Origin of the sequence: Clostridium tepidiprofundi DSM 19306 (assembly GCF_001594005.1) — a bacterium.
GTDB classification, from domain to species: Bacteria; Bacillota; Clostridia; order Clostridiales; family Clostridiaceae; genus Clostridium_AC; species Clostridium_AC tepidiprofundi.
The window spans coordinates 16,416-42,370 of the sequence record NZ_LTBA01000015.1; the positions used below are offsets into that span (position 1 = coordinate 16,416).

Genomic DNA, 25,955 nt, shown 5'->3' on the forward strand with positions numbered 1-25,955 from the left:
TGAATTCTTGAAAGAGATATTTTTGGAAAGAAATACTTTGTTTTCTCGACTTGCAATAAGGGAATATGGAGTATTAAAGGAAATTTATATAGAAGAAAATGATAATTCGCCAAAAGTTGGGGAAATCTACAAGGGAATAGTTAAGAATATTGTTCCTGCTATAAAGTGTGCTTTTGTGGATATTGGATATACTAAAAATTGCTATTTATATATGGATAAAAATTTTTCTAATAATATAAAAACAGGGCAAGAAATAATAGTTGAAGTGATAAGTGAAGAATTAGGAGATAAAGGAGCAAAAGTATCAACTAATTTTACTATTGGTGGACGATACTGTGTTTTAGGTAATTTTTCTAAAAGAATAGTTTTTTCAAAAAAGATATTAGATAAAAGCTTTATTTATGAAATGGAACAATCACTAAATATTCCAAAAGGTATTTCTATTGTAATAAGGAAAAATGCTGAAGAGAAATGTATAAATGACATAAATGCTGAAATAAAAAGACTTTATTGTATATACAACAACATTATTAATGATTCTAAACATTGCATTAAACCTAGGTTGCTTTTAAGAAATAGTAATTTTTATAGAAGTGTTGAAGATGAAATATTGTTGTGTGATAAATGTAAAATAGTAGTTAATGATAAAGATGATTATGATTATTTTAATAATCTATATTACAAAAATGATAATATAGATATAATATTTCATAATGAAAGCAAAAATATATTTGCGTACTATGGATTAGAAAGAGAAATATTAAAAGCGACTCAAAGTATCGTAAAACTAGAGTGTGGTGGCTATTTAGTAATAAATAAAACCGAAGCAATGAATGTAATTGATATTAATTCGGGTGCTAATACTGATAATAATTCTATTAATAAAACAGCATATACAACTAATTTAGAGGCTGCAAATGAAATAGTTAGACAAATAAAGTTGAGAAATTTAAGTGGCATAATAATTATTGATTTTATTGATGTTAAAAGCAGAAAACTTCAGAATGATATAATAGAAATTTTAAGGAAGGGATTCTTGAATGATAGGAGTAGTGTAAAAATTTTGCCTTTCACTCAATTGAATCTTGTCCAAATTGTAAGAAAGAGAAGAGGCAAATCTATATATGAGAGTATTAAAGAAAAGTACGAAAATTCATGTGTAGAAGGAAATAGAATAAAACTTTCGTATATGATTTTTTTAATTTATAATGAAATACATTCTATTATTGAAGAAGTTAGCTTTAATAATGTATACATAGAGTTAAATAGAGTATATATGGAAGGTATTAGGAACAATTTAGATGTATTAACCGAAATAGCATATAAAATTAATGGGAATATATATATAAACTTTACAGATATAAATCAGTATTATACTGTTAAGCCACTTATATTTGAAAACGATATTAGGAAAGAACAGTATCATAAAAAATTAAATCAATATATTCTTTACAAATGTATTTAAGTGTGATAGAATGGCATTTGTAGGCCGCACACGTAGGGTTTAAAACATGTCGTTTTAGATGTGTACCTGAGTGGCGAGATTGGATAGAGGAGGTGCTTTTTAGTGTACGCAATTATTAAGACTGGCGGAAAGCAATACAGAGTTCAAGAAGGAGATGTAATTTTCGTTGAAAAATTACAAGCAGAAGTTGACTCAAATGTTGAACTTAATGAAGTATTAGCTGTAAGCAAAGAAGAAGGAATGGTTGTAGGAAAACCTGTTGTTGAAGGTGCTAAGGTTGTTGCTAAGGTATTAGCTCAAGATAAGGCTAAGAAGGTTATTGTTTTCAAATACAGAGCAAAGCAGGACTTTAGAAAGAAAAAAGGTCATAGACAGCCATACACAAAATTACAAATCGAAAAGATAGAAGCTTAATTGAAAGCAGTTTTGGTATATGATTATTGTTTGTTTTTTAAGGAAAGAAAATAATATTGTTACTTTCAACATAGAAGGTCATTCGGATTATGCTGAAGCTGGTAGCGATATTGTATGCAGTGCTGTTTCAGCTATTTCTATAACGACAATAAATGGTATTACTGATGTTTTAAAGATAAAACCTAGACATGTGATGGAAGATGGCTATTTAAATTTTAGTCTTCAGGGTAATTCACCTGATGAGATTGATAAATGTCAAGTTTTATTAGAAACAATGCTTTTGGGTTTAAAGAATTTGGAGAAAAATTACAGAGATTATATAAAGGTGATAGTAGAGGAGGTGCAGTAAAATGCTAAATATGAACCTTCAATTATTTGCTCATAAAAAAGGAGTAGGTAGTTCAAAGAACGGTAGAGATAGTGAATCTAAGAGATTAGGTGTTAAGCGTGCTGACGGACAGTTTGTTCTTGCTGGAAACATTCTAGTAAGACAGAGAGGTACAAAAATTCATCCTGGTCTTAACGTAGGCAGAGGTGGGGATGATACGCTTTATGCTAAGGTTGATGGAATCTTAAGATTCGAAAGACTTGGCAAAAACAAGAAAAAAGCAAGTGTTTATCCTGTAGAATTCGAGCTAGAAGCTGCAGCTGAATAGTTTAGTATTTAAGCACCCATTCGGGTGCTTTTTTAGAGTATATATTTTTTTGATTGAATACCATTAAAAATGTTAATACTAGTTAATAAAGGTTACTTTTAAAGTTAAGTGAGGTGAAATTATGTTTATAGATACGGCGAAGATTTTGGTTAAATCAGGAAAGGGAGGAGATGGAGCTATTTCCTTCAGAAGAGAAAAGTATGTTGCGAAAGGTGGTCCAGATGGTGGAGATGGAGGACGTGGTGGAAACGTCATTTTAGAAGCCGATAGTGCTAAAACAACACTTATGGACTTTAGATATAAAAAGAAATACACTGCTGAGCACGGAGTCAATGGCTCAGGTTCTAAGTGCTATGGAAAAGATGGTGAAGATTTAATAATTAAAGTTCCAATGGGAACAATTGTAAGAGATGTGGAAACAAATAAAATCATGGGGGATTTATCACACCCTAATGACAGGATAGTTGTAGCAGCAGGTGGACGAGGTGGAAAGGGAAATGCAAAATTTGCAACACCTACAAGGCAGGCACCTCATTTTGCAGAGCCAGGAATGCCAGGCGAGGAAAGATGGATTGCATTAGAGCTTAAATTACTTGCTGATGTTGGATTACTGGGTTTCCCTAATGTAGGAAAATCAACATTATTGTCAATGGTATCAAAGGCAAAACCTAAAATAGCTAACTATCATTTTACAACAATAAAACCGAATTTAGGAGTGGTTAATTTAAAAGGAATAGAGAGCTTTGTTATTGCGGATATACCAGGTATAATTGAGGGTGCTGCCGAAGGAGTCGGTCTGGGAATTGATTTTTTGAGACATATTGAAAGAACAAGAATATTGATACATGTTGTGGATATATCTGGACTTGAGGGAAGAGATCCAGTGCAAGATGTTATAAAAATAAATGAGGAATTAAAAAAGTACAATGTTAAGCTTTGGGATAGACCTCAAATAATAGCAGCCAATAAATACGATTTAATTAATGATGAATCGGTATTTATTAAATTCAAAGAAGAAATGAATAATATGGGATATGAACATGTATTTAAAATATCAGCAGCAACCAATATGGGTGTAGATGAGTTGATGAAGGAAGCTGCAAGAATGTTATCTAATATTCCAGTTACGGAGATTGAAATACCGGAGGAAGAGAGATTTGTTCCTGAAGAAAAGAAATTTACTTATACTATAAATAAAGTTAGTGAAGGAATTTACCAGGTTGAAGGCAGTTTTGTTGATAGATTGCTTGCAAGTGTAAATATACATGATCCTCATTCTTTAAAGTATTTCCAAAAGGTTTTAGTAAACAAAGGAATATTCGATGAACTTAAAGATATGGGAATAAAAGATGGAGATTTAGTAAGACTTAATGATTTTGAATTTGAGTATTTATTTTAGGAGGTGTCACATGATATGATAACGTCAAAACAAAGAGCTCAGCTTAGAGCGTTGGCAAATAATATCAATCCAATTTTTCAAATAGGCAAAGATGGAATTAATGATAATTTTTTAACTCAAGTTGATGATGCACTCGAAGCTAGAGAATTAGTTAAAATTAAGACATTAAATAATAGTGGTATTACACCAAGAGAGGCAATAGGTATTTTGTGTGATGAGCTTTCATGTGAGCCTGTTCAAACTATAGGAAGCAAATTTGTTATTTATAGAAAGTCTTCAAAAAAACCGAAGATAGAATTAAAATAGTTCTTTTGAATTTATCAAAAGTTTGGTAAAATTAAATGGAGCATAATGCTCCAGTATTATACATAATTCTACAGAGGAAGGTCGAAATGATTAAAAAGGCTATTTTCGGAGGAACGTTTGATCCTATACATAATGGACATATTCAGGTAGCGTATGAGGCTATGTATAAATTAAAACTAGATAAGGTTATATTTATGCCTTCTGGTAATCCACCTCACAAACAAGAATCTAAAGTTACTGATTCTAATATAAGATGTAGATTGGTTGAAGCTGCTATACAACACGAAAAGAATTTTGATATAAGCTATTATGAAGTGAATAAGTGTGAATTAAGTTATACTTATGAAACAGTGAAGCACTTTAAGCAAAGTGAGCCTAATACTGAATGGTATTTTATAGCAGGTGCTGATTGTCTTATTGATATTGATAGCTGGTATAATGTTGAAGGAATATTGGATTATTGTGATTTTGTCGTTTTTAATAGAACAGAGTATAGTATTGAAGATATTTTAATTCAAAAGGCTAAAGTCGAGAAGATATACAATAAAAAAATTATTTTTATAGATGAACATATTCTGCAAATATCATCTACTGATATAAGAAATAAAATTAAGAATAATAGAAGTGCTAGTTATCTAGTTCCTCATGATGCATATAAGCTTATTAAAGAATTGAATTTATATAAATAGGAGTGTATTGTGTGTGGAGTGAAGAAAGAATAATCGATTATTTAAGGAGAAATTTAAAAGAAAAGCGATTTATTCATAGTATTGGTGTTAGAGATACTGCTATAAAATTGGCACAATGTTATGATGCGGATATTAATAAAGCAGCATTGGCAGGGTTGGTACATGACGCAGGAAAGTATATGAGCGGTGAAGATATAATCGATATATTAAATATAAACAACATTGAAGTTGATTTCGTAACAAGCAAAAATCCAGATATTATGCATGGTATCGCTTCAGCATATATAGCAGAGAATATTATGGGCATTTGTGATAATGATGTTCTTGATGCGGTGCGGTATCATACAACGGGAAGAGAGAACATGACATTGTTAGAAAAAGTTATTTATTTGGCAGACTATATTGAGCCTTCACGTAACTATAAAGGTGTAGAAAAACTAAGAGAATTATCTTATAAAGATTTGGATACAGCATTGGTTAAAGCATTTGATAACACTATAAATTATGTTATAAAGAATGGATGGTTACTTCATTTAATGACTGTTAAAGCTAGAAATTATTTGCTCAGCGAAATAAATGAGCGTTCAATAAGAATTTAGTTATGGTGTGGTGAAATTATGAGTAGAATTGAAAAAAGAAAAAAACAAGAGAGCAAGAAAAGGAGTAGAAGAAAGAAAGCAACTAGTTTTTTGGGCATATTTATTGTATTGCTTTTAGTTGTTAGCATATTTGGAGCATATATAGGATATAAGTTATCTAAAGTTAATGATAATTCTGTAGATATAAGTGATGTTAAGGGTAATAAAGAAAATGGTGATTACAACGGTGAAAACAATGATTCTAGCATCAAAAAAGATAATTTTGTAAATGTTTTATTAATGGGAGTAGATATTGGTACGCCTGGAGTAGCTAAATCTAGAAAGAGAACCGATACTATTATTCTTTTAAACTATAATAAACTTATAGACAAAGTGAATTTGATTTCAATTCCAAGGGATACATATGTTAAGATAAATGGAAAGCCTAATAAAATTAACGCTGTGCATGTTTATGGTGGTGTGCCAGCATTGGTTGAAACGGTAGAAAAATTGCTTGACATCAATATAGATTATTATGCTAAAATTGATTATGCAGGATTTAGAGAGTTAATTGATGCAATAGGTGGAGTAGATATGAAAATCAATAGAAATATGTATTATGATGATCCTACTCAAAATTTACATATTCATTTCAAAAAAGGAACTGTTGTCCATTTAAACGGTAAAAAGGCAGAAGAATTTGTTAGGTGGAGAAAGAACAATGACAATACAGGTTTAGCTAACGGAGATATTGGCAGGATTTCAAACCAACAGCTATTTATAAATAAGGTTGTTGATAAAATTAAATCTCCAGAGATAATATTCAAATTACCATCTATACTTAACATTATACCTAAATATGTTGAAACCAACATGAATATCGATGAAATCATTAAATATGGTACGAAATTGGCAAAAATAAATATGGAAAATATAGATATGATTACATTAAAGGGTGAAAGTGGTTATTTGAATGGTATATCTTATTATTTTTATGATCAAAGTAAAAATAAGGATATATTAAAGATGATTCATGATGATGATTATGTTATAATTGATAAGAAATCACTTAAAATTAGAGTTCTTAATGCAACAAATAAAAGAGGTTTAGCTAAAAACTTTTCTGATTTTATTAATAAAGAAGGATATACAAAAACTTTTTTAGGAAATGCAAAAAGTACAGATGTAACAAAGATGATATTTTATGGTGTAGATGAGAATGTTGCAAAGGTTGTTGAAAGAGAATTTAATATTCATAATGTCGAAATTAATGCTAAAAAAGAAGGTAACTATGATATTGTTATAATATTAGGAAGAGATCATGATTATGTTAATAATTAAAAAATAATAAGAATACATAATGAATTTTAGGAGGGTATTAATATGGAAAAACAAATAATTAAAACTGGAAATGCACCTGCTGCAATAGGACCTTATTCACAAGGTGTAAAAATAGGGAATTTAGTATATACTTCTGGTCAGTTGCCAATCGATCCTTCAACTGGTGAATTGGTAAATGATGATGTAAAGAAAGCTGCAGAGGCATCATTAAATAATGTTAAAGCTATACTTGAAGAAGCAGGAACTTCTTTGGATAAAGTAATTAAAACTTTAGTATTTGTTAAGGATATGAATGATTTTGCTGCAATTAATGAAGTGTACTCTAAATTCTTTACTGAAAATTATCCTGCAAGATCATGTGTACAGGTTGCAAAGTTACCTAAAGATGCTCTTGTAGAAATAGAAGCTATTGCTATTGTTGAATAATATTTTAACCTCGAGATTTCTCGGGGTTTTATAAATATTTTAAGAGACTGTTGGGGGGAAAGTCATGGGAGTATTAAAGAGGATATATTGGCTTAAGTATGCAGGAAAAACGAGAAAATATTACAATGCAAAAAAGTATGATAAGGCATTAATATGTGCAGAAAAAGCACTTGAATTTGCTGAAGAAGCATATAATCCAGAACACTTAAATGTGAATAGAGCTCTTTTTAATTTAGTTATTGTGCATAGAGTAAGAAAAGAGTTTGATAAAGCTTTAGAATATGGTAAAAGAGCGATAGAAATAACAGAGAAAAATAGAGGTAAGGATGATATTGCATTAATTGATGATTTGAAAAATATCTTACAAGTTTATGAAGACATGGGGCAGAAGGATAAAGCTGATGATATAAGCAATAGAATTGAATACATACGAAAGATAAATGGCGTTTAGAAAATCAGAGGTGAAAGAATGAACAATAAACTTACTTATTATGTAACAAATGAATATGACGGTATTAAGATAAGAGATTATCTTAAAGATATAAAAGGGCTTTCAGGAAGATTTATAAAAGGTGCTGGAAGAGGTGGAAGAATAAAAGTAAACGGTAAAGAGGCAAAGCTGAACTATATTCTTAATTATGGCGATAAAATAGAGATTAATGTCGAAAAGGAAGAAAGTCAAAATATAGAACCAGAAAAAATGGATTTAGATATAATATATGAAGATAAAGATTTGATTGTTGTCAATAAAATTCCAGGAATTGTTGTCCATCCGACTAAAAGTCATCCTACAGGAACTTTGGCCAATGGACTTATATATCATTTTAGAGCGAATGGAGAAAAGTGTATTGTAAGATTAGTTAATAGACTTGATATGGATACTTCAGGTTTGGTGATTGTTGCTAAAAATCAATTTGCTCATATGTCGTTGTCATATGCTATGAAAAATAAAGAAATCGAAAAGAGCTATTTAGCCGTTGTGCATGGCACACCTAAATGTGATAAAGCTACTATTGATTTACCTATAGATAGACCGACGATGGATAGTATAAAGAGAGAAGTTATGGAAAATGGTAAAAAAAGTATTACTCATTACGAGGTTTTAGAAAGTTATGCTGAAGGTTCTCTTATAAAATTAAGACTTGAAACAGGAAGAACACATCAAATAAGAGTTCATTTAAGCCACATAGGTAATTCTATATATGGTGATTCTCTATATGGTAAAAAGGAAGATGAATATATTAAAAGACAAGCATTACATGCATATAGAATAGCATTTCCACATCCTAAAACAGGAGAAAAAATAGAATTGGAATGCGATTTGCCTTATGATATTAAAGAATTAATATATAAAATATCATCAAAAACAACACCATAGGTGTAAATTTCTACCCTGTGGTGTTGTTTTTTATTTTATAAGAGTTTTTGAACTTTGTTTTAGCAATATGAATTTACTTTTTTCTACGTTTTTTTATATGATTAATTTGAAGTATTCTTATTAAAACAATCAAAAGAATTATAAGTGATATAGCAATTATAAATGGCGTTTTACCAGGATTAGTGTAGTGTGACTTTGTATCATTAGTGCTATTAGAAGCTAAAACGGAAACTGAATTCTTAGAATTATTTTCTGGGCAATAATCGCATCCGCTTAAAAGCTTTAGAGTTCTTTTTTTATCTTTATATGTTATAGTAGCATCTGTGATATATTCATTTGTTTTATAAGATTTACTTAAATCTATTTCCTTATAATTAGGAAGGGGTACGTAAGTTGAATTTTTTTGCTTTACTATATAAAAATCACTACTTGCTATAAGAGGCATTGAAATATTTGAATCAGGAACATGATAGTTTGTTAATACATCTCCTTTTGCATAAAGTTTTACTAATTCATAATTATTAAAACCGTATTCAAATAGTTTTTTACAATCATTATAAAAATGTTTTTTGCTGTCGTGAATTAATGCAACTATAAGTCTTTGATTATTTTTCATAGCACTTGCTACATATGAATGCTTAGATTGAATTGTATAACCTGTTTTAGCAGCTTCTAGATATTTATAATATGGAGCTTCATTACCATTGATGAGCCTATTTCCATTCCATAATGGACGTACTTGTTCGCATTTATTAGTTGGTTGAATTTTATATGAAAGAGTTTTTGCAATTTTTCTATATTCAGGATGCTTCATTAATTCACGCATAATAAGTGCTAAATCATAAGCAGATGTTCTATGCTTATCATCATATAGTCCATTTGGATTAACAAAGTGTGTATTTTTGCATCCGAGCTCAGCAGCTCTTTTATTCATCATATTAGCAAAATTTTCTACAGAACCCCCAATGTGTTCAGCAAGTGCAACAGCACAGTCGTTAGCAGATACTAGCATCAATGCATATAAAAGATCTCTTACTTTGATTTTTTCACCCTTATATATGTAAATTCGGCTTCCATCAGTTTGCTCGGCTTTTTTACTAATAGTTACAACATCATCTAGAGAACAGTTTTCTAATGTAAGAAGTGCAGTCATAGTTTTAGTTGTAGAAGCTGGAGGGTAAGGCGTATTCATATTTTTTTGATAAAGAATCTCTCCAGTAATTGCATCCATTATTACAGCACCATCAGCTGCTGGGTTTGGTGGAGGAGAGATTGCAAATACTTTCGTATTTAAGTTAAAAATTAGAAATGATAGAATATAAAATATAGAGAATATTTTGACAAATGTTTTATTAGTTGTTTTCATAGTATCCCCCTTATGTTTCAACTTTTTGTTTAATAAATATCGAATGATTAATTATTAACTGATAAAATAAATTCAATACTTGTTGCATATTTAAGGGCTCAAAAATTCCAATTTTGTTCGCACAGTAATAAGTATACCAAAAAATTAAAAAAAGTGCGATAGAAATTTTATCAATATGGGAATAATTACTTATGTATGAATAAAATGGTCTCACGGAGGAACAATATGGATAAGAAAGGTAAAGATAAATTAATAGGTTCATTAGCTTTGCTTATTATTGCTATTATATTTTTGATTATTGGGTATTTCATTTCTAAACCAAAAGAATATGATTCTTTAGAAGATAATGATATAGAAAAGGAATGCTCACTTATATATACATCAAATGATTGTGAAAATGAAGAGAACAATGGTAGTATAGACGAGTTTGAGTGCGGTGGTAAAGGAGATTGTATTGTAGTTGATATTAAAGGAGCTATTAAAAAACCAGGTGCTTATGAATTAAAAAAAGGAAGTAGAGTTGAGGATTTAGTGAAGATTGCGGGAGGATTTACAGAAAATGCTGATAGGGTTGCTGTACATCTTTCAAAAAAGCTTTACGATGAGGACTATATTTATATTAAAAGAAAAGGTGAAAAAGAAAGACAAGATTTGCCTGTAAATGATAATAAAAAACAGAATAATTCATATGTAAATAAGAATAAAATAAATATAAATTCAGCAACTTTAGAACAATTAAAAACTCTTCCAGGCATAGGAGATGTAAAGGCAAAAAGTATTATTGATTATAGAACAAAAAAGGGTGCATTTAGAACAGTAAATGACTTACTTAATGTTAAAGGAATAGGTAATAGTACACTTGACAATTTAAAAAATTTAGTAGTGGTTAAATAGATTTTTACTTGTTTATTAATAATAAATGGTTTAAAATTATGAATGCAATATAATTTACATAAAGGGGGTATTAATTGTGAGTAAAAGACTAACTGAGTTATCAAAAACATCTGGCTGAGCAGCTAAAATAGGGCCGGAGACCCTTTCAAAAATATTATCAAAGCTTCCCAAAATGGAAGATGAAAATTTAATTGTTGGAATTGAAACATCAGATGATGCAGCAGTATATAAATTAAATGATGAGATTGCAGCTATACAAACATTGGATTTTTTTACACCTGTTGTTGATGATCCATATACATTTGGACAAATTGCAGCAGCTAATTCATTGAGTGATATATATGCAATGGGGGGTAAACCAACAGTAGCATTAAATATAGTATGTTTTCCTAACTGCTTAGATATTAATATACTTGGAGAAATATTAAAAGGCGGAGCTGATAAAGTTAAGGAAGCAGGTGCAGTAGTTATAGGAGGACATTCTGTTGAGGATGAAGAACCTAAATATGGATTATCTGTTATGGGGCTTGTTCATCCTGATAAAGTACTTAAAAATTATGGCGCTAAAATTGGAGATGTTTTGGTACTGACTAAGCCACTTGGTACAGGAATAATCAATACTGCTATTAAGGGGCAGCTTGCATCAGAGGAGGCCTATAATAAAGCAGTAAAAATTATGAGCACTCTCAATAAGTATGCTGGAGAAATTATTTTAAATTATGATATCAATGCTTGTACAGATATAACAGGTTTTGGTATAATGGGGCATTCTTATGAGATGGCACACGGCTCAAATGTAACTATCAAATTAAACAAAGATAGCATACCATATATTGAAGAAGCTAGGGAATATGCAGATATGGGTTTAGTTCCTGCAGGAAGTTATAATAATAGGATGTATCTAGATGAAAAATATATTTTAAAAGATGTTCCTGAATGGTTTGAAGATATTTTGTTTGATCCTCAAACATCAGGAGGGCTTTTGATATCATGTAGCAAAGAAGAAGCTAAAAAAATGTTATTTGAATTAAATAAGCTTGAAATTAAATCTTCAATTATTGGTGAAGTAGTTCCATTTGATAGTGTACATATTGTTGTAGAGTAGAAATATATTAAATGAAAATGGTTGTAATTAAAAAACATTAAAATATAGGAGTATAGTGTAATTATGAATAAAGAGCTTTTGAGAAGATTACCTAAAGTAGATGAACTTCTAAACCAAGAAAAAATTAAAAAGTATTTAAATATTACTATGCGAAATATAATAGTAGATTCAATAAGGGAGACAATATGCAATTACAGAAATATGATTATTAAAGGTAGAATTGATGCTTTTACGAATGAAGATATTATTAATTCTGTAATAATGACTATTGAAGAAAAGGATGAATTTAGACTAAGGAAGGTTATCAATGCTACAGGGACAGTCATCCATACTAATATGGGAAGATCGTTATTATCAAAAGGTGCAGTAGAAAGGGTTATTGATGTAGTAGAAAATTATAATAACCTAGAATATGATATAAATAAGGGTAAAAGAGGATTAAGATATTCACATATTGAAGAAATTATTACTAAGATTACTGGTGCTGAAGCAGCTATGGTTGTTAATAATAATGCTTCTGCGGTTATGTTAGTATTAAGCACACTATGTTATGAAAAAGAAGCCATAGTGTCAAGAGGACAGCTTGTCGAAATAGGAGGCTCATTTAGAGTACCGGAGGTAATGAAATTAAGTGGTGCAAAACTTGTTGAGGTAGGGACAACAAATAGGACTCATTTGTTTGATTATGAAAATAATATTAGTGAGGATACAGGAGTTCTATTAAAAGTTCATACATCTAACTATAAAATATTAGGTTTTACTGAAGAGGTACCTTTAGATGAACTTGTCGAACTAGGCAAAGAACATAACATACCTGTTATAGAAGATATTGGGAGTGGAGTTCTTGTTGATTTTTCAAAATATGGTTTTGCATATGAACCGACAGTTCAAGAAAGTATAAAAAAAGGTGTAGATGTGGTAACTTTTAGCGGAGATAAAATGCTTGGTGGTCCACAGGCTGGAATTATAGTTGGAAAGAAAAAATATATTGACAAAATGAAAAAAAATCAATTAACTAGAGCACTTAGAATCGATAAGATGACTCTTGCAGCATTAGAAGGAACTCTTAAATATTATTTAGATGAAGAGGAAGCAATTAAAAATATTCCTACATTAAGCATGATATTAGCAGATAAAGACGATATTATGAAAAAAGCACAAAAGCTCAAGGAAATGTTAGAAAAAAGTTTAAGGAACTATGATTTCAATATTAGTGCTGATTTTTCTATGGTTGGTGGTGGTTCTATGCCAACTGAAAAAGTAGATACATATGTAATTAGAATAAAGAGTAAGAAAATAGCAACTGAGAAATTAGAGTATTTACTAAGAATGAATAAAATTCCTATTATTGTTAGGGTGTGTAATGATGAAATAATATTGGACTTAAGGACGATTTTTGAGAAAGACTTTAACACTATTCTTGATGCTTTTCAGAATGCAGAGAGCAAATTATAGGAGGTAGTGTGTATGAAGAATGTAATAATAGGTACAGCAGGGCATATAGATCATGGTAAGACAACTCTTATAAAAGCATTAACTGGAAGAGAGACTGATACTTTAAAAGAGGAAAAGAAACGAGGAATATCAATAAATTTAGGATTTACATATTTTGATTTGCCTTCTGGGAAAAGAGCAGGAATAATTGATGTTCCAGGTCATGAAAAGTTTATTAAAAATATGCTTGCTGGTGTTAGTGGTGTAGATGCTGTACTTTTAGTTATTGCAGCAGATGAAGGTATAATGCCTCAGACTAGAGAACACTTGGAAATACTTCAATTATTGGATGTTAAGAAAGGAATTATTGTTTTAACAAAAGCTGATATGGTTGATGATGAATGGCTTAGTTTGGTTAAAGAAGACATTGTAGAAGAACTTAAAGGTACATTCTTAGAAAAAGCACCTATTCACTCAGTTTCATCAGTGACATGTCAAGGAATAAAAGAGCTTATTCATGAGATAGATAATATTACTGAAGAAATAGAAGCAAAGGATACGGGGGGACATTTTAGACTTCCTGTAGATAGGGCATTTTCAGTAAGTGGATTTGGAACAGTAGTTACTGGGACTATTATCAGTGGACAAGTAAAACTGGGTGATAATGTTGAAGTTTATCCTAAAAAGATTATTACAAAAGTTAGAGGAATTCAAGTTCATGGAAAATCAGCAGATATAGGGTTTGCAGGACAAAGATGTGCACTCAATCTTTCAAATGTCAAGGTGAATGACATAGGAAGGGGAGATGTGGTTGCAGCTGAGGAACTAATGGAGCCTTCTATGATGATTGATTGTAAACTTTATTATCTTAAGGGTATGAAAAAGCCACTTGTTAATAGGCAGAGGGTTAGGCTTTATCATGGAACAAATGAAATACTTTGTAGAGTTGTTTTGTTAGATAAAGAGGAGATAGAGCCAGGAGAGAGTGGATATGTTCAGTTCAGGTTAGAATCACCATTAACAGCACAGAGAAATGATAGATATGTTATAAGAAGCTATTCTCCTATGATCACAATAGGAGGGGGCAGTATTATAGAACCAGTTGCAAAAAAGGCTAAAAGATTTGATGAGGAGTATATTGAAGAGATTAAATTGAAAGAAAGTGGAACAACAGCGGGTATTTTGGATAATGTAATTAAAAAGTTAAGTCATGAGTTTCCGGATAAAATGCTTATAATAAAATCATTAGGGAAAAATGAGGAGAATATAGAAGAAAAGCTAGAAAAACTTGTTGAGGAAAATAAAATAATTTGTTTATCATCTATGAATAAGAGCATATATATTCACAAAGAGTTTCTGGAAGATAAGCTAGAAGAAATAAAGAAATTATTGGCAAACTATCATAAAGAATTTCCTCTTAGAGTGGGTATGTCAAAGGAAGAAATAAAGAATAGAATTTTTGGTAAGAGCATAAAACAAAAAGTTTATGATGAAATTTTAGAAATATTTCAGTATAAAAAAGAGATTAATGTTTATGACAAATTTATTGCTTTATATGACTTTAACATAAAACTAGATGAAATCCAAAGTAAAATGAAAGAAAATATTATTAATATATATGATAAAGCAAAATTTTCTCCACCTAAATTTTCAGATTTGCTTAATTGCGAAAGTGACAAAAATAACTTTAAAATGGTTTATGAAATGCTTATAGAAAGTGAAGTTTTAATTAAAACTAGTGAAGATTGTGTATTTTTGAAAAAACATTACAATAATGCAATAGATATTGTTGTTGATTATATTAAGCAAAATGGCAGTCTTACCACTTCAGTAGCAAGGGAGATTTTGAATACCAACAGAAAGTTTGCAGTTTCATTGCTTGAGAACTTTGATAATTTAAAGATAACTAAAAGAGTAGGGAATGAAAGAGTACTTTTTTAGAGAATAGAGAAGGATAAATAGAGAATAGTGAACGATAAATAGAGAATAGTGAATGGTGAATAGAGAATAGTAAAGGTTGAAGTTGCGGATCAATTTTTTTAGAAGGCTATATAATGATAAAATTGTCGTTATAAGTCGAAAAAAAGTGTTGCATATATTTTTATTATGTGCTATAATTTATCTCGTTTCAGGGAGAAAATATAGCATGGGGGTAGATAGGTGCTGGTGTGCCTACCGGTCTTCAAAACCGTGTTGCGGCGTTAGTAGCGTCGTGGGTGAGTTCGATTCTCACATACTCCCGCCAGTAGGGTAGATAAAAGGGCTAAGCTGCTTTGTTAATTCGGCTTAGCCCTTTTGTCATTTATGTATCACATATGAAATATTCATAGAAATACTGGTAAGAAAACTACATTTGTTTATATCGGTGATGGTAGACATGCATAAAAGCATATAGAATTTCTTGAAACACATTTTGAAAAATAATTTAGTAATAGTTTTTAGTGTTTTTGCACATCCTATAGATTGCAAAGGTAAAAAATGTGTAAAGGAGATTCGATATGAGTAATAAACCATTTATGACAGTACTAAATGCCAAAGGCGAAAGAGTGGAATTAGAGTTAGTCGATACTATTAATCTAAAAAATAATAAATACGTTATTGTATCACAAATCAACTCAGATGATGCGTATGCATACAGAGTTGTTGAAAAAAACGGTGAAAAAGAATATGTTTCAATTGGAAGTGGAAGCGAATTTCATAGTGTATTAGAGGAATATAATAAAAGAAATAAACATTAAATAAAGTGAGGGAAGTTACTATCCCTCACTTTATTTAGATTTGTTATTTTTTGTTTTGTAACTAGGAGGATTTATTCTGTTTACCATACCAGCTTGAGCCATTTGATAGCTTTGAGATGATGGATCCATTCTTTGAGCTCGGCTGTCATTGTTCTTTTTCGTAGCTTTTTTAGGAGCTTTAGGTGCTTTGCCATTATTCATAAAAATATCTCCTTTCAAGTAGTTTATCAATATTGAAAAATTTTCTATTTTATAGGTGGAATATAGAAGCTTTGTTCTAGTAAAATGAACTAATTAGAATAACATCATTAGTAGTATTAGTAGTTGACAGATAATTATTCTTTTTTCACGTAAAGTAAAGTTGTCAAAAAAGTGGCTAAACTTTTTGTTGACTATTTATGAATAAAATGTTATAATCGATAAGTAATAGAAATTTTAACATACAGACTGTACTCCTTCTTGGAATATAGATCGTTGTGTTAAATGTCCTGAGAAGGAGGTGGAAATAATGGCAGATAAAACTCTTGTTTGTCAAGATTGCGGAAAAGAATTTGTTTTCACAGAAGGCGAGCAACAATTTTACAAGGAAAAAGGTTTCGAAAATGAACCAAAAAGATGTCCAGATTGTAGAAAAGCTAGAAAACAGAGAAGAAACAGATACAATGATAGATAATTGTATAGTATGAGCTGCTGAAAGATTTAGCAGCTCTTTATTTTTTTGTTTATAAAAATATAAATCTTTCCTTAAGGTAATTACAGTGAAATACGAATATAAGAGTATGACGATATTTTGATGAGAAGGTTGTGTTTTTATGTCTACGTGGTATAAAAAATCTGCTGTTACAATAATTAATCAGTTGGGTAGTGATATAAATACCGGTTTGAATAGTGAGTATGTTGAGAAGAATAGAACCATATATGGAGAGAATAAACTATTAAAGCGAAAAATGCCAAGCATTTTTAATATATTTCTAAAGCAATTAAATCAAATATGTTTTTTTTCTGTTATCATTATTATAATGTTACTATTTTATTTCAAGTATTATAATATAAGTGCAATTGTGATAGTTACTATGATTACTAATTTAATTGTTTGCACATGGTTGGAAAATAATAATATAAGAAAGATTAATGTAATCGAAAAATTAACTTCTTCATATGTTGATGTTATTAGAAATGGAAAAGTAGTATCGGTTCATTCTTCTGAACTTGTAGTTGGAGATATAGTTTACCTTAAAAAGAACAGATATGTTCCTGCTGATTTAAGAATAGTTGAAAGTGAAGGGCTGAAAATTAATGAAATGTCTGTTACAGGAGAAAACTATGATGTTGAAAAATTTTCAGCCAAGATTGAAGAAACTCTATATAATATTTCAGAGATGAAAAATATGGCGTTTAAATCTACTAAAGTAACACATGGTAGTGGTATAGGTATTGTTGTTGAAGTTGGAATGAATACTCAAATTGGTAAGATAACGCAAGTATTGAATGATAATTCATATAATAAACATAGTTTATTAAAAAAGGTGAACGAAACAATAAATAGTATTGCACTTATGGCTATTATTGTAGCTATTATAATTTCAATAATAGCACTGCTTTTGGGTATGTCAGTTATTGATATAGCCAATATAAGTTTAAGTATATTATTAATTGGTATACCTTTTCAAACTACAATATTATTGTTTTTATATTTATTTATTTTTACCAAAATACTTAGTAATGAGAAGATTCATTTAAAGAATTTATCCTCAATAGAAAAACTTGCAAATGTATCATTATTATTTACTGAGAAACTTAATATTTTTTCGAAAAATGAAATGATAGTCAAAAAAGTATATGTTGATAATCAACTATATGATGCTTTAAATGAAAAAAATATATATATGTTAAGAGAAAACAGTAATGATAGTTTTGATAGGCTAATTCAAATTTCTTTGCTGTGTAATGATTCAACTTATTCCATTGAAGATGATTATGAAGAAGGGGATATTTTTGAAATAGCTCTTATAAAATTTGCACAAAGTAATTTGTTTTTTAAAGATAGTATAAACGCCATGTTTAGAAGGGTATTTGAGATACCATATGATTTAGATAAGAAGATAAAGACAACCATAAATGAAGTTGATAATAACTATAGGGCCAATGTAGTTGGTTCAGTAGACAGTATCTTAGAAAGATGCACACATATATTGAAGAATGGTATCGAGGTGGAGATTACAGAACAGGATATTGAGGGCATAAAGAAAGCTGTTTTTGAAATGTCTAAGGAAGGTTTAATATCAATAGGAGAAGCATATAGAAATTTTAATTATGAGCCGACTCTTGATGAAAATATTGAAAGCAATTTAGTTTTCGTGGGAGTAGTTGGCATGATTAATCCTTTGAAATTAGATGCGTATGATGCTATTAATTTTTGTAATGATAATAATATTAGAGTTATTGTTTCAATGGAAGAAAATAAAATTGCATCATTTGAAATAGGGAAAGAATTGAATTTAATAAAGAATAATATGAATGTGCTATCTGGTTTTGAACTAGAATTTATGGATGAAAAGGAATTTAGGAAAAATATAAAAATTAGAAATGTTTATTCTATGCTTGGTATAAAAGAGAGAGCTAGAATCGTTAAGCATTTAAAGGATATGGGATATATAATTGCTTCATTTGGAAGTAAATTAACAGAAATGCCTTATTTGAAAATATCAGATTTGACAGTAGCAATAGGAGAAAAGTGCAGTAAAACAATAAAAAAGATATCTGATATTTATATGGAGAATATAGATATTGTTAGATTTTTGAGATTGTTTAAGGAATGCAAACAAATAATGCAGACTATATTGAATATTATTGCATATTTGGTTACTTGTATTTCAGCAGGCATGGGTATTATTGTACTTGGTTTTGCTTTTAACCAAAGCACTATTTTGAATGTTAATAATATTATTTGGATAAATTTTATTACAATAATTATTAGTTGCATTGCCATTATGCTTAATTATAAGAATACTGCATACTGTAAAATGAAAAGTATTGATTCTAAATTAATGTCGAATATAAATTTAAATAAACATGTAGTTACAGGACTTTTTATAGCTTTGGTTTCATTTGGAGGATTTTTATATGCAAATAGAATTTTACAAGAGAGTGCTCAAACAGTAGTATTTGCGATATTGGGTATATTTGAAGTGCTTTTTGCATTCAATTTTTCGGATGGCAAAATTTTATTTAAAAATTTATTTTCGAATTTACTACTTTTTCTAAACTTGTTGATTATAGGAATAATATTATCGGTACCTTATAAAGTCGATTTTTTAGGACTTAATAGTATTCATATTAAAGAATGGTCTATAATTTTGATTTTACCTGTAGTTGGATTTTTTGTGACTCATGTATATAGATATAGTAAATATAAAAATTCATATAAATAAACATAAGTTATTGTAATAATAATATTGTATTTGTAATATTATTATTTTGAAAGCTATATGAGGAGTTATGATATGAATTTTAATTATAAGGGTATAGCACTTATACCAATAGTAACTTTAATAGTAAATATAATAAAAAAGGCTGGAGTGCCAAGCAAGTTTGCACCTTTGGTTTCGCTTATAATAGGGTTAATATTCGGTATTTTATTTTTAGCAGATAGTGATGTAAAACAAGGTATATTACTAGGAATAATCATTGGTATAAGTGCTTCCGGGCTTTATTCAAACGGAAAAGAATTAACAAGGAATATTTCAAGGAAAAGTAATTAAAATGGTAAAAATGGATATACTCTAAACATGGAGGTGATACCATGGAAAGAGATATCATTGGGAGACCGTTGTGCTATTATGCTTTTAGTATTTATTTTGGGTGCTATTCATTAATAGTTTATGATAAGAGTAAATTACTTGGTGCAGTTTTAACTGCATCTTTTTTAATAGTGTTTTTAATAAGTTTGGATAAAAAGTTTTTTGCTATAGTGCTTGGATTTTATTTTCTAGGTATAGTATCTATAAATATGTATTACTGTAACAGCATTCCAAGTCAATCTATTATAAGAGTTAGAATTGTAGAATGTAATAAGAACTGTTGTATAGCAAATTATAATAATAGGCTCATAAAATTATACATAAATTGTGATGAAAATAGTAAAGCCATATGTGAGGGAATTAAAGTTACTGTAAGAGGAAATTTTTCAAGAATAAATAATTATTCAAGAGGATATATAGGAAATTACTATGTAAAACAAATAATTTCAATGCATAAAGATATTTGGTATAAATTATCAGAATACAAAAGAGAAGTATATATGGAATTTGAAAATAAGCTAGGTAAACAACACGCTGCTTATGTTATGGCATTATGCGTAGGAGAAGATAAGTACTTATCGTTTGGTCAAAAGGAGAATATGAAAAAATTAGGTATTGTTCATGCTATATGTGTTTCGGGTTTTCATATAGCAATTTTATATATGGTTCTCGAATATTTAGGGGGAATGACTATAGCTTTTCCTTTATCACTTATATATGTATTATTTACAGGGTGTAAATCTTCCACAATTAGAGCATTTATTATGATTTCTATTATGAAAATTTCTAAAAAAGTATTTAGAAATTATGATAGTCTTTCAGCACTTTGCTTTTCGATAATTGTAATTTTGATTATAAAACCTTTTTATGTTATAAGCATAGGGTTTGTATTATCTGTGCTTTCTGTACTGGGAATAATTTTGTTTTATAAAGTATTTAATAGATGTCTCTATAAATTACCTATAAAAGTGAATAATTCAATTAGTTTAAGTATTTCGTCACAAATTTTTTCTATGCCGTATGCTGCATTGATTTTTAAAAAAATAAGTATTGGATTTATATTAGCAAATATTTTATTAATGCCTATTTTATCTATAGTTGTTATTTTAGGCAATATGGGTATTTTATTATTTAAAGTCAAATTCATTTTCTATATAATATGCTACATATTAAAAACGGTATTAACTATATTTTCAGGTGCAGAATATATTCTATCGAGAATTGTGCCTGATATGATGAATATATCATTTATTAATGTTGAAATATATTTATTGCTGTTATTTACTTTGATTATGATTAAGAAGGGTAATAATGAGGTTAAATTTATACCACTGTGCGTACTTCCTGTTTTAATATTACAGATTTATGTTTAAGACGTTTTAAAGAAAATAACAAGTCAAATATGCTTTTTAAAATGCTTAAAGTGAGAATTAGAAATGAAATTAATGCTGATATATATAGAGAGAATTATGCTATAATATATTTGGTCGATATACATTTGTTTTAAATATCTTTGTGGAGGAATAGTGATTTTATGAATTATTTTGAATTTGAGAAGCATATAAAGAATGGTGATATAAAAAATGTTTATGTTTTTTTTGGTACAGATGAAAACTTAATTAAAAATAGCATAAAGTTAATTTCTGATAGAGTAATAAATGATGAATTAAAGGAATTAAATTATGTAAAGATAGATGGGAGCAAGGCAGATTTTAGTGAAATTGAAAATGCATGTGAGACATTGCCAATTATGAGTGATAAAAGGATTATTGAGGTTTATAGAGCGGATTTTTTAGATGATAAAATATGTAATACTAAAAAAGAGAAGAGTACTATGTTTAACCAAATATACAAATATTGCAAAGATATTCCTCGCCACTGTATATTGATAATGTATATAATTTTAGGGAATGATAGAGATAAACCGGGTAAAAAATTAAAGAGTATGGATAAAGTGTCATATGTTGTAAGAGTTGATAAATTCAAGGGCGAGATGCTTAGAAAAAGAGTGAAAGAATTGTTTTTGAGTAGAGGTAAGAAGATTGAGAGAGCAGAATTGGTTCTTTTCTGCAATGAAGTAGATAACAATATGAATATAATAGAAAATGAAGTGGAGAAACTATGCAGTTATACAGAGGAAAGGGATATAAAAAAAGAAGATATTTATGAAATGCTTCCTCAAAAGAATGATAAAGATATTTTTAATTTAGTTGATTTATTATCTCAGAGGAAAATAAAAAATGCATTAGATGTTTTGCATGAACTCATATTTAAAGGAGAAAAAATACCATATATACTTTTTATGATTCAGAGACAATTTAAGCTGCTTTTTAATATAAAAATAGGAGTGCAAAGTGGTAAGGATAAAGAAAACTTGGCTCGTGAGTTGAAATTACATCCCTACATTTGTGAAAAAATGATAGCTCAAAGTAAAAAATTTGAATTAGAACAGCTTGAAAGAATTTTAGAAATGTGCTTAGAATCAGAGAGCAGAATAAAAAGCACTTCATCTGATAATAGAATAGAAATGGAACTGCTTATCATTAACTCAATAGTAAATAAATGATAATACTTAACATAAAACAAAAGTATTGTAAATTCTGTTATTGATGAAAAATTTACAATTAAAATGATAATGTTAAGGTAAAATAAAAAGCCAGTTTAAAAACTGGCTTAAGTACATTACATAGCGTTTAATTTTGATGCTAATCTTGATTTCTTTCTTGCAGCTTTATTTTTATGTAAAACATTCTTTGAAGCAGCCATATCTAAAGCTTTAACTACGTTTCTGAAGTTTACAGTAGCTTCTTCTTTATTACCAGCTTCAACAGCTACCTCGAATCTCTTGATTGTTGTCTTTAATGCAGATTTAATCATTCTATTTCTAAGAGCCTTAGTTTGATTTACTCTGATTCTTTTCTTAGCAGATCTTGAATGTGCCATTATTTTTCACCACCTTATTATGTTATATATTATACGCAGCTTGGGGAAAATGCGTAATGTTTCATATTAACACGAGTTATTATAGCATTAATTTGATATTACTTCAAGTATATATTTCTAAAAAATATGAAAAGTAAAAAACAATTTATAGAATAATTTAGTGTCAAATTGCAAATTATTAATTATATATGCAATATGTTAAGAAAAGGTTAGGGTGATGAAATGATAAACATTAGAACTGATTTAGCTGTTGAAGCACAGGAGATGTATAAGAAACAAACAAAGCAGAATATTCCTGGTACAAAAATTAGTGAATACATGGATGAAGATATAAAAGTTACAATAGTTTCTATAATTGATGAAAAGGGAGAAGAGATTATAGGAAAACCTAAAGGAACATATATTACTCTCGAAATACCAGAATTTGTACATTACGATCAAGAATCTATGAATAGAGTGAGTCAAGTTATTGCAAAGAATCTATCACCATTAATAAAATTAGAAGATAGTATGACGGCACTTGTTGTTGGGCTTGGAAACTGGAAAGTTACGCCTGATGCTGTCGGACCAAAGGTTGTTTCAAAGATAATGGTTACAAGACATTTGAAACAGTTAGTACCTGACTCGATCGATGAAGAAGTTAGGCCAGTATGTGCTATTGCACCAGGTGTATTGGGTATAACAGGTATGGAGACTCGTGAGATTATTAAAGGTATTGTAGAAAAAACAAAGCCTAATCTTGTGATTTGTGTTGATGCATTAGCGTCAAGAAGACTTGAAAGAGTAAATAAAACGATTCAGATTAGCAATACAGGTATATCACCAGGTTCTGGTGTAGGTAATAGACGTATGGAAATTAGTGAAAGAACTTTAGGTATTCCAGTAATTGCTATTGGTGTGCCAACTGTTGTAGATGCGGCTACTATGGCAAATGATACTATCGATTTGGTATTGGATGAAATGATAAAATTATCGAATAAGGGAGGAGAATTTTATAATATACTAAAGTCGGTGGACAAAAACGAAAAACACAGACTCATTAAAGAGGTTTTAGATCCATATGTTGGCGATTTAATGGTGACTCCTAAAGAGGTTGATATGATAATTGATTCTGTTTCTAAAATTATTGCAAATGGAGTGAATATAGCACTTCAACCTGCACTTGATTTAGAAGATATAGGTAAGTATATTAATTAACGCATATGTTTTATATATGATTTATAATTTTGTAAAACTCCTACTTAATAGAGTGGGAGTTTTAAGTTTTTAATTAAAAAAAATTTTTCATATCAATATTCAATATTCAATATTCAATTGCTCAATATTACAATACTTTTATTTTTATAAGTGGGATGTTGAAGCTTTTGCTTTAGCAAAACGAGTTCGCTTTGTTCTGGAAAATATTCCAAGAATATATACATGATAGTACACATATATTTTATTATAAACGATGGGAAATGTTGTGGGGGTATTAATATAATAGAATAAGATTGAGGGGTGTAAAAAATGGCTTACAAAAGTATAAAAAAAGGTAAATATAATTCCCATAATGGAATGAATAAATTTTATTTTAATCTACTGATAATAGTGCTTATAATATTGTTTTTAACTGTTTTGCCTATAAAAATGAACACTCGAAATACCATTCAAAATAAGGACAAGTTTTCTATGAACACTCCTTTGACGAAAGATAAAAATGAAAATATTGGTATGATAAAGCGTATTGCTTATGAATTTGAATCAAAAATAAAAGATCCAATTACAATTATGAGCAGGGAATTGATATTTTTTAAAAGTGGAAATGATAAAAATAATAAGAATTGTACTGATATAAAACCTTTTGTTATCAATAATGATGATATTTCAAAAATCAATAGTTTACAGAATGAAAACTATGATAAAGAGTTTTCGTTAGATGATAAAGGAATAATTAAAACTTCAAAGATTGTAAATAAAAATAGTGTTGTTTCTAAAAAGGCTTGTATATTAATTTATCATTCACATACAAGTGAAGGATACAGACCTAAAGATTCACATACTAGAGACAATAATTATAATGTTTGTAAGGTTGGAGACATAATTGCAAATGAATTAAGAGAAAAGTATAAAATAAATGTAATACATGATAAAACAATACACGATAAGTCATATATAAAAAGCTATTACAATTCGAGGGAAGCTGTAAAAAATTATCTAAAAAAATACAAAAGTTTTGATATTATTATTGATATTCATAGGGATGAAATAGAGGATAAGAGACTTGTAACAGGTAAAGTAAATGGTAAGTCTGTTGCAAAGTATATGTTTGTTCTTGCTACAGGTAATCCTCATTATTCTAAAAACAGAGCATTAGTTAATAAGTTAATTGCCATATCAGATAAATTATATCCGGGACTTTTGAGGAATATTAAGTTATATGATAAATATAAAAGGGGTATAACATATTTTAATCAGGATTTAAGTGATAATGCTATTTTAATGGAAGTTGGAGGTAATAGCAATAACATTGATGAAGCTAAAAACTCAGCTGCTTTTATAGCTAAAATTTTAGCGGAATATATTTACAATAAATATGAATAAAAAAATTGAAATAGGCACATCCTTAAAAGGGAGGTGTTTATTTTTGCTTAGAGATAAAAGAAAATACATATTTGTGATTATTTTAGTTTTAATGATAGTATTTGTAGGGATAATTATAGTTAATATTCACTTAAATAAAAGTGTAGGATGCTTTAATTCAAATTACACGAGTGAAAGAGAAAAGAACAATTTTAAGATATATGTAATAAAGGGTTCTAATGAAGTAAAATTGGAGTTCTTAGAACATTGTATTCAAATAAATAAAAGCAAAATTAATGCTTTAAAATATAATTTAAATAAAAAATTAATACATATATTAAAGTTAGTAAATAATAAATATCACTATTTGTTGGATAGTATAAGTATAAATTGGACAAAACTATTGACAAGGTTAGAGAATATTGTGATATAATCTAACATGGTGAATAATTGATATTTATCGA

The 25,955-nt window shown here is 28.9% G+C and carries 28 protein-coding genes and 1 tRNA gene; 26 read left to right on the forward strand and 3 right to left on the reverse strand.

Going from position 1 to position 25,955, the window contains the following annotated elements; translation table 11 throughout:
- The first annotated feature begins 7 nt into the window (after window positions 1-7).
- The 12 genes from CLTEP_RS07525 (at window position 8) to CLTEP_RS07580 (ending at window position 8,652) form a co-directional block, all read left to right on the forward strand.
- Window positions 8-1,465 carry a ribonuclease E/G gene (locus CLTEP_RS07525; RefSeq protein ID WP_066824938.1) on the forward strand — a complete coding sequence of 486 codons (1,458 nt, stop codon included), beginning with the start codon at window positions 8-10 and terminating at the stop codon, window positions 1,463-1,465.
- 102 nt (window positions 1,466-1,567) lie between these two features.
- Complete coding sequence (gene rplU / locus CLTEP_RS07530) at window positions 1,568-1,879, forward strand: 50S ribosomal protein L21 (protein WP_066824940.1); 312 nt, start codon at window positions 1,568-1,570, stop codon at window positions 1,877-1,879.
- A 19-nt stretch (window positions 1,880-1,898) separates the two neighbouring features.
- On the forward strand, window positions 1,899-2,228 hold the full coding sequence (locus CLTEP_RS07535; protein ID WP_066824942.1) for a ribosomal-processing cysteine protease Prp: 330 nt from the start codon (window positions 1,899-1,901) through the stop codon (window positions 2,226-2,228).
- A gap of 1 nt (window position 2,229) precedes the next feature.
- Complete coding sequence (rpmA, locus tag CLTEP_RS07540) at window positions 2,230-2,535, forward strand: 50S ribosomal protein L27 (protein ID WP_066824945.1); 306 nt, start codon at window positions 2,230-2,232, stop codon at window positions 2,533-2,535.
- Between the two features lie 121 nt (window positions 2,536-2,656).
- On the forward strand, window positions 2,657-3,934 hold the full coding sequence (obgE, locus tag CLTEP_RS07545; protein WP_066824948.1) for a GTPase ObgE: 1,278 nt from the start codon (window positions 2,657-2,659) through the stop codon (window positions 3,932-3,934).
- A gap of 15 nt (window positions 3,935-3,949) precedes the next feature.
- Window positions 3,950-4,240, forward strand: a complete 291-nt coding sequence (locus CLTEP_RS07550) for a YhbY family RNA-binding protein (RefSeq protein ID WP_066824950.1) — start codon at window positions 3,950-3,952, stop codon at window positions 4,238-4,240.
- Between the two features lie 86 nt (window positions 4,241-4,326).
- The gene (gene nadD / locus CLTEP_RS07555) at window positions 4,327-4,929 is read left to right on the forward strand and encodes a nicotinate-nucleotide adenylyltransferase (RefSeq protein WP_066824952.1); all 603 of its coding nucleotides are present in this window, start codon (window positions 4,327-4,329) and stop codon (window positions 4,927-4,929) included.
- Window positions 4,930-4,940: 11 nt separating this feature from the next.
- Window positions 4,941-5,528 (forward strand): bis(5'-nucleosyl)-tetraphosphatase (symmetrical) YqeK, encoded by a 588-nt coding sequence (yqeK, locus tag CLTEP_RS07560; protein ID WP_066824954.1) that lies wholly within the window; start codon window positions 4,941-4,943, stop codon window positions 5,526-5,528.
- A gap of 18 nt (window positions 5,529-5,546) precedes the next feature.
- Window positions 5,547-6,848 carry an LCP family protein gene (locus CLTEP_RS07565; protein WP_242863888.1) on the forward strand — a complete coding sequence of 434 codons (1,302 nt, stop codon included), beginning with the start codon at window positions 5,547-5,549 and terminating at the stop codon, window positions 6,846-6,848.
- A gap of 42 nt (window positions 6,849-6,890) precedes the next feature.
- Window positions 6,891-7,274, forward strand: a complete 384-nt coding sequence (locus CLTEP_RS07570) for a RidA family protein (protein WP_066824960.1) — start codon at window positions 6,891-6,893, stop codon at window positions 7,272-7,274.
- Window positions 7,275-7,338: 64 nt separating this feature from the next.
- A complete protein-coding gene (locus CLTEP_RS07575; RefSeq protein WP_066824963.1) occupies window positions 7,339-7,725 on the forward strand; it encodes a tetratricopeptide repeat protein in 387 nt (128 codons plus the stop codon).
- 18 nt (window positions 7,726-7,743) lie between these two features.
- Entirely contained in the window at window positions 7,744-8,652 is a 909-nt protein-coding gene (locus CLTEP_RS07580; protein WP_066824966.1) for an RluA family pseudouridine synthase, read from the forward strand.
- 73 nt (window positions 8,653-8,725) lie between these two features.
- Here CLTEP_RS07580 and CLTEP_RS07585 read toward each other — a convergent pair whose 3' ends face one another.
- Entirely contained in the window at window positions 8,726-10,018 is a 1,293-nt protein-coding gene (locus CLTEP_RS07585; protein WP_066824968.1) for a D-alanyl-D-alanine carboxypeptidase family protein, read from the reverse strand.
- A 225-nt stretch (window positions 10,019-10,243) separates the two neighbouring features.
- Here CLTEP_RS07585 and CLTEP_RS07590 point away from each other — a divergent pair, with 225 nt between their 5' ends.
- The 6 genes from CLTEP_RS07590 to CLTEP_RS07610 all read left to right on the forward strand — a co-directional run bounded on the left by CLTEP_RS07590 (window position 10,244) and on the right by CLTEP_RS07610 (window position 16,189).
- Window positions 10,244-10,912, forward strand: a complete 669-nt coding sequence (locus CLTEP_RS07590) for a helix-hairpin-helix domain-containing protein (protein ID WP_066824970.1) — start codon at window positions 10,244-10,246, stop codon at window positions 10,910-10,912.
- A gap of 73 nt (window positions 10,913-10,985) precedes the next feature.
- Window positions 10,986-12,017 (forward strand): selenide, water dikinase SelD, encoded by a 1,032-nt coding sequence (gene selD / locus CLTEP_RS07595; RefSeq protein ID WP_084364760.1) that lies wholly within the window; start codon window positions 10,986-10,988, stop codon window positions 12,015-12,017.
- 63 nt (window positions 12,018-12,080) lie between these two features.
- Window positions 12,081-13,472 carry an L-seryl-tRNA(Sec) selenium transferase gene (gene selA / locus CLTEP_RS07600; RefSeq protein WP_066824976.1) on the forward strand — a complete coding sequence of 464 codons (1,392 nt, stop codon included), beginning with the start codon at window positions 12,081-12,083 and terminating at the stop codon, window positions 13,470-13,472.
- Window positions 13,473-13,484: 12 nt separating this feature from the next.
- Complete coding sequence (gene selB / locus CLTEP_RS07605; protein WP_066824981.1) at window positions 13,485-15,392, forward strand: selenocysteine-specific translation elongation factor; 1,908 nt, start codon at window positions 13,485-13,487, stop codon at window positions 15,390-15,392.
- Window positions 15,393-15,599: 207 nt separating this feature from the next.
- Window positions 15,600-15,696 (forward strand) — tRNA-Sec (locus CLTEP_RS14635).
- A gap of 253 nt (window positions 15,697-15,949) precedes the next feature.
- The gene (locus CLTEP_RS07610; protein WP_066824983.1) at window positions 15,950-16,189 is read left to right on the forward strand and encodes a DUF1292 domain-containing protein; all 240 of its coding nucleotides are present in this window, start codon (window positions 15,950-15,952) and stop codon (window positions 16,187-16,189) included.
- 30 nt (window positions 16,190-16,219) lie between these two features.
- Here the strand turns inward: CLTEP_RS07610 and CLTEP_RS14870 are convergent, their stop codons facing one another.
- Window positions 16,220-16,390 carry a hypothetical protein gene (locus CLTEP_RS14870; protein WP_161938359.1) on the reverse strand — a complete coding sequence of 57 codons (171 nt, stop codon included), beginning with the start codon at window positions 16,388-16,390 and terminating at the stop codon, window positions 16,220-16,222.
- A gap of 307 nt (window positions 16,391-16,697) precedes the next feature.
- On the opposite strand from CLTEP_RS14870, the gene CLTEP_RS07615 reads away from it, so the two are divergent.
- The 5 genes from CLTEP_RS07615 (at window position 16,698) to holA (ending at window position 22,555) form a co-directional block, all read left to right on the forward strand.
- Window positions 16,698-16,862, forward strand: coding sequence for a zinc-ribbon domain-containing protein (locus tag CLTEP_RS07615; protein ID WP_066824985.1), 165 nt, complete (start codon window positions 16,698-16,700; stop codon window positions 16,860-16,862).
- A gap of 139 nt (window positions 16,863-17,001) precedes the next feature.
- Window positions 17,002-19,620, forward strand: a complete 2,619-nt coding sequence (locus CLTEP_RS07620; protein WP_066824988.1) for a P-type ATPase actuator domain-containing protein — start codon at window positions 17,002-17,004, stop codon at window positions 19,618-19,620.
- Window positions 19,621-19,692: 72 nt separating this feature from the next.
- Complete coding sequence (locus CLTEP_RS07625) at window positions 19,693-19,950, forward strand: hypothetical protein (RefSeq protein WP_066824990.1); 258 nt, start codon at window positions 19,693-19,695, stop codon at window positions 19,948-19,950.
- Window positions 19,951-19,991: 41 nt separating this feature from the next.
- A complete protein-coding gene (locus CLTEP_RS07630; RefSeq protein WP_066824992.1) occupies window positions 19,992-21,362 on the forward strand; it encodes a ComEC/Rec2 family competence protein in 1,371 nt (456 codons plus the stop codon).
- A 161-nt stretch (window positions 21,363-21,523) separates the two neighbouring features.
- A complete protein-coding gene (holA, locus tag CLTEP_RS07635) occupies window positions 21,524-22,555 on the forward strand; it encodes a DNA polymerase III subunit delta (RefSeq protein ID WP_066824994.1) in 1,032 nt (343 codons plus the stop codon).
- A 116-nt stretch (window positions 22,556-22,671) separates the two neighbouring features.
- Here holA and rpsT read toward each other — a convergent pair whose 3' ends face one another.
- Window positions 22,672-22,932 carry a 30S ribosomal protein S20 gene (gene rpsT / locus CLTEP_RS07640; RefSeq protein ID WP_066824996.1) on the reverse strand — a complete coding sequence of 87 codons (261 nt, stop codon included), beginning with the start codon at window positions 22,930-22,932 and terminating at the stop codon, window positions 22,672-22,674.
- A 222-nt stretch (window positions 22,933-23,154) separates the two neighbouring features.
- On the opposite strand from rpsT, the gene gpr reads away from it, so the two are divergent.
- The 3 genes from gpr (at window position 23,155) to CLTEP_RS07655 (ending at window position 25,924) form a co-directional block, all read left to right on the forward strand.
- A complete protein-coding gene (gene gpr, locus CLTEP_RS07645; protein WP_066824999.1) occupies window positions 23,155-24,129 on the forward strand; it encodes a GPR endopeptidase in 975 nt (324 codons plus the stop codon).
- Window positions 24,130-24,438: 309 nt separating this feature from the next.
- The gene (locus CLTEP_RS07650; protein ID WP_066825001.1) at window positions 24,439-25,512 is read left to right on the forward strand and encodes a stage II sporulation protein P; all 1,074 of its coding nucleotides are present in this window, start codon (window positions 24,439-24,441) and stop codon (window positions 25,510-25,512) included.
- 43 nt (window positions 25,513-25,555) lie between these two features.
- Window positions 25,556-25,924, forward strand: coding sequence for a hypothetical protein (locus CLTEP_RS07655; protein ID WP_066825008.1), 369 nt, complete (start codon window positions 25,556-25,558; stop codon window positions 25,922-25,924).
- Window positions 25,925-25,955 lie beyond the last annotated feature (31 nt).

What these genes read in the sequence shown, in the direction of transcription:
- CLTEP_RS14870 (WP_161938359.1), bottom strand. Translation starts at nt 16,390, where the DNA reads ATGAATAATGGCAAAGCACCTAAAGCTCCTAAAAAAGCTACGAAAAAG.
- CLTEP_RS07570 (WP_066824960.1), top strand. Translation starts at nt 6,891, where the DNA reads ATGGAAAAACAAATAATTAAAACTGGAAATGCACCTGCTGCAATAGGA.
- CLTEP_RS07630 (WP_066824992.1), top strand. Translation starts at nt 19,992, where the DNA reads ATGGAAAGAGATATCATTGGGAGACCGTTGTGCTATTATGCTTTTAGT.
- rpsT (WP_066824996.1), bottom strand. Translation starts at nt 22,932, where the DNA reads ATGGCACATTCAAGATCTGCTAAGAAAAGAATCAGAGTAAATCAAACT.
- CLTEP_RS07580 (WP_066824966.1), top strand. Translation starts at nt 7,744, where the DNA reads ATGAACAATAAACTTACTTATTATGTAACAAATGAATATGACGGTATT.
- CLTEP_RS07620 (WP_066824988.1), top strand. Translation starts at nt 17,002, where the DNA reads ATGTCTACGTGGTATAAAAAATCTGCTGTTACAATAATTAATCAGTTG.
- rpmA (WP_066824945.1), top strand. Translation starts at nt 2,230, where the DNA reads ATGCTAAATATGAACCTTCAATTATTTGCTCATAAAAAAGGAGTAGGT.
- CLTEP_RS07535 (WP_066824942.1), top strand. Translation starts at nt 1,899, where the DNA reads ATGATTATTGTTTGTTTTTTAAGGAAAGAAAATAATATTGTTACTTTC.
- CLTEP_RS07590 (WP_066824970.1), top strand. Translation starts at nt 10,244, where the DNA reads ATGGATAAGAAAGGTAAAGATAAATTAATAGGTTCATTAGCTTTGCTT.
- selB (WP_066824981.1), top strand. Translation starts at nt 13,485, where the DNA reads ATGAAGAATGTAATAATAGGTACAGCAGGGCATATAGATCATGGTAAG.
- selA (WP_066824976.1), top strand. Translation starts at nt 12,081, where the DNA reads ATGAATAAAGAGCTTTTGAGAAGATTACCTAAAGTAGATGAACTTCTA.
- CLTEP_RS07615 (WP_066824985.1), top strand. Translation starts at nt 16,698, where the DNA reads ATGGCAGATAAAACTCTTGTTTGTCAAGATTGCGGAAAAGAATTTGTT.
- CLTEP_RS07550 (WP_066824950.1), top strand. Translation starts at nt 3,950, where the DNA reads ATGATAACGTCAAAACAAAGAGCTCAGCTTAGAGCGTTGGCAAATAAT.
- CLTEP_RS07575 (WP_066824963.1), top strand. Translation starts at nt 7,339, where the DNA reads ATGGGAGTATTAAAGAGGATATATTGGCTTAAGTATGCAGGAAAAACG.
- CLTEP_RS07585 (WP_066824968.1), bottom strand. Translation starts at nt 10,018, where the DNA reads ATGAAAACAACTAATAAAACATTTGTCAAAATATTCTCTATATTTTAT.
- gpr (WP_066824999.1), top strand. Translation starts at nt 23,155, where the DNA reads ATGATAAACATTAGAACTGATTTAGCTGTTGAAGCACAGGAGATGTAT.
- holA (WP_066824994.1), top strand. Translation starts at nt 21,524, where the DNA reads ATGAATTATTTTGAATTTGAGAAGCATATAAAGAATGGTGATATAAAA.
- nadD (WP_066824952.1), top strand. Translation starts at nt 4,327, where the DNA reads ATGATTAAAAAGGCTATTTTCGGAGGAACGTTTGATCCTATACATAAT.
- CLTEP_RS07565 (WP_242863888.1), top strand. Translation starts at nt 5,547, where the DNA reads ATGAGTAGAATTGAAAAAAGAAAAAAACAAGAGAGCAAGAAAAGGAGT.
- CLTEP_RS07610 (WP_066824983.1), top strand. Translation starts at nt 15,950, where the DNA reads ATGAGTAATAAACCATTTATGACAGTACTAAATGCCAAAGGCGAAAGA.
- obgE (WP_066824948.1), top strand. Translation starts at nt 2,657, where the DNA reads ATGTTTATAGATACGGCGAAGATTTTGGTTAAATCAGGAAAGGGAGGA.
- CLTEP_RS07625 (WP_066824990.1), top strand. Translation starts at nt 19,693, where the DNA reads ATGAATTTTAATTATAAGGGTATAGCACTTATACCAATAGTAACTTTA.
- CLTEP_RS07650 (WP_066825001.1), top strand. Translation starts at nt 24,439, where the DNA reads ATGGCTTACAAAAGTATAAAAAAAGGTAAATATAATTCCCATAATGGA.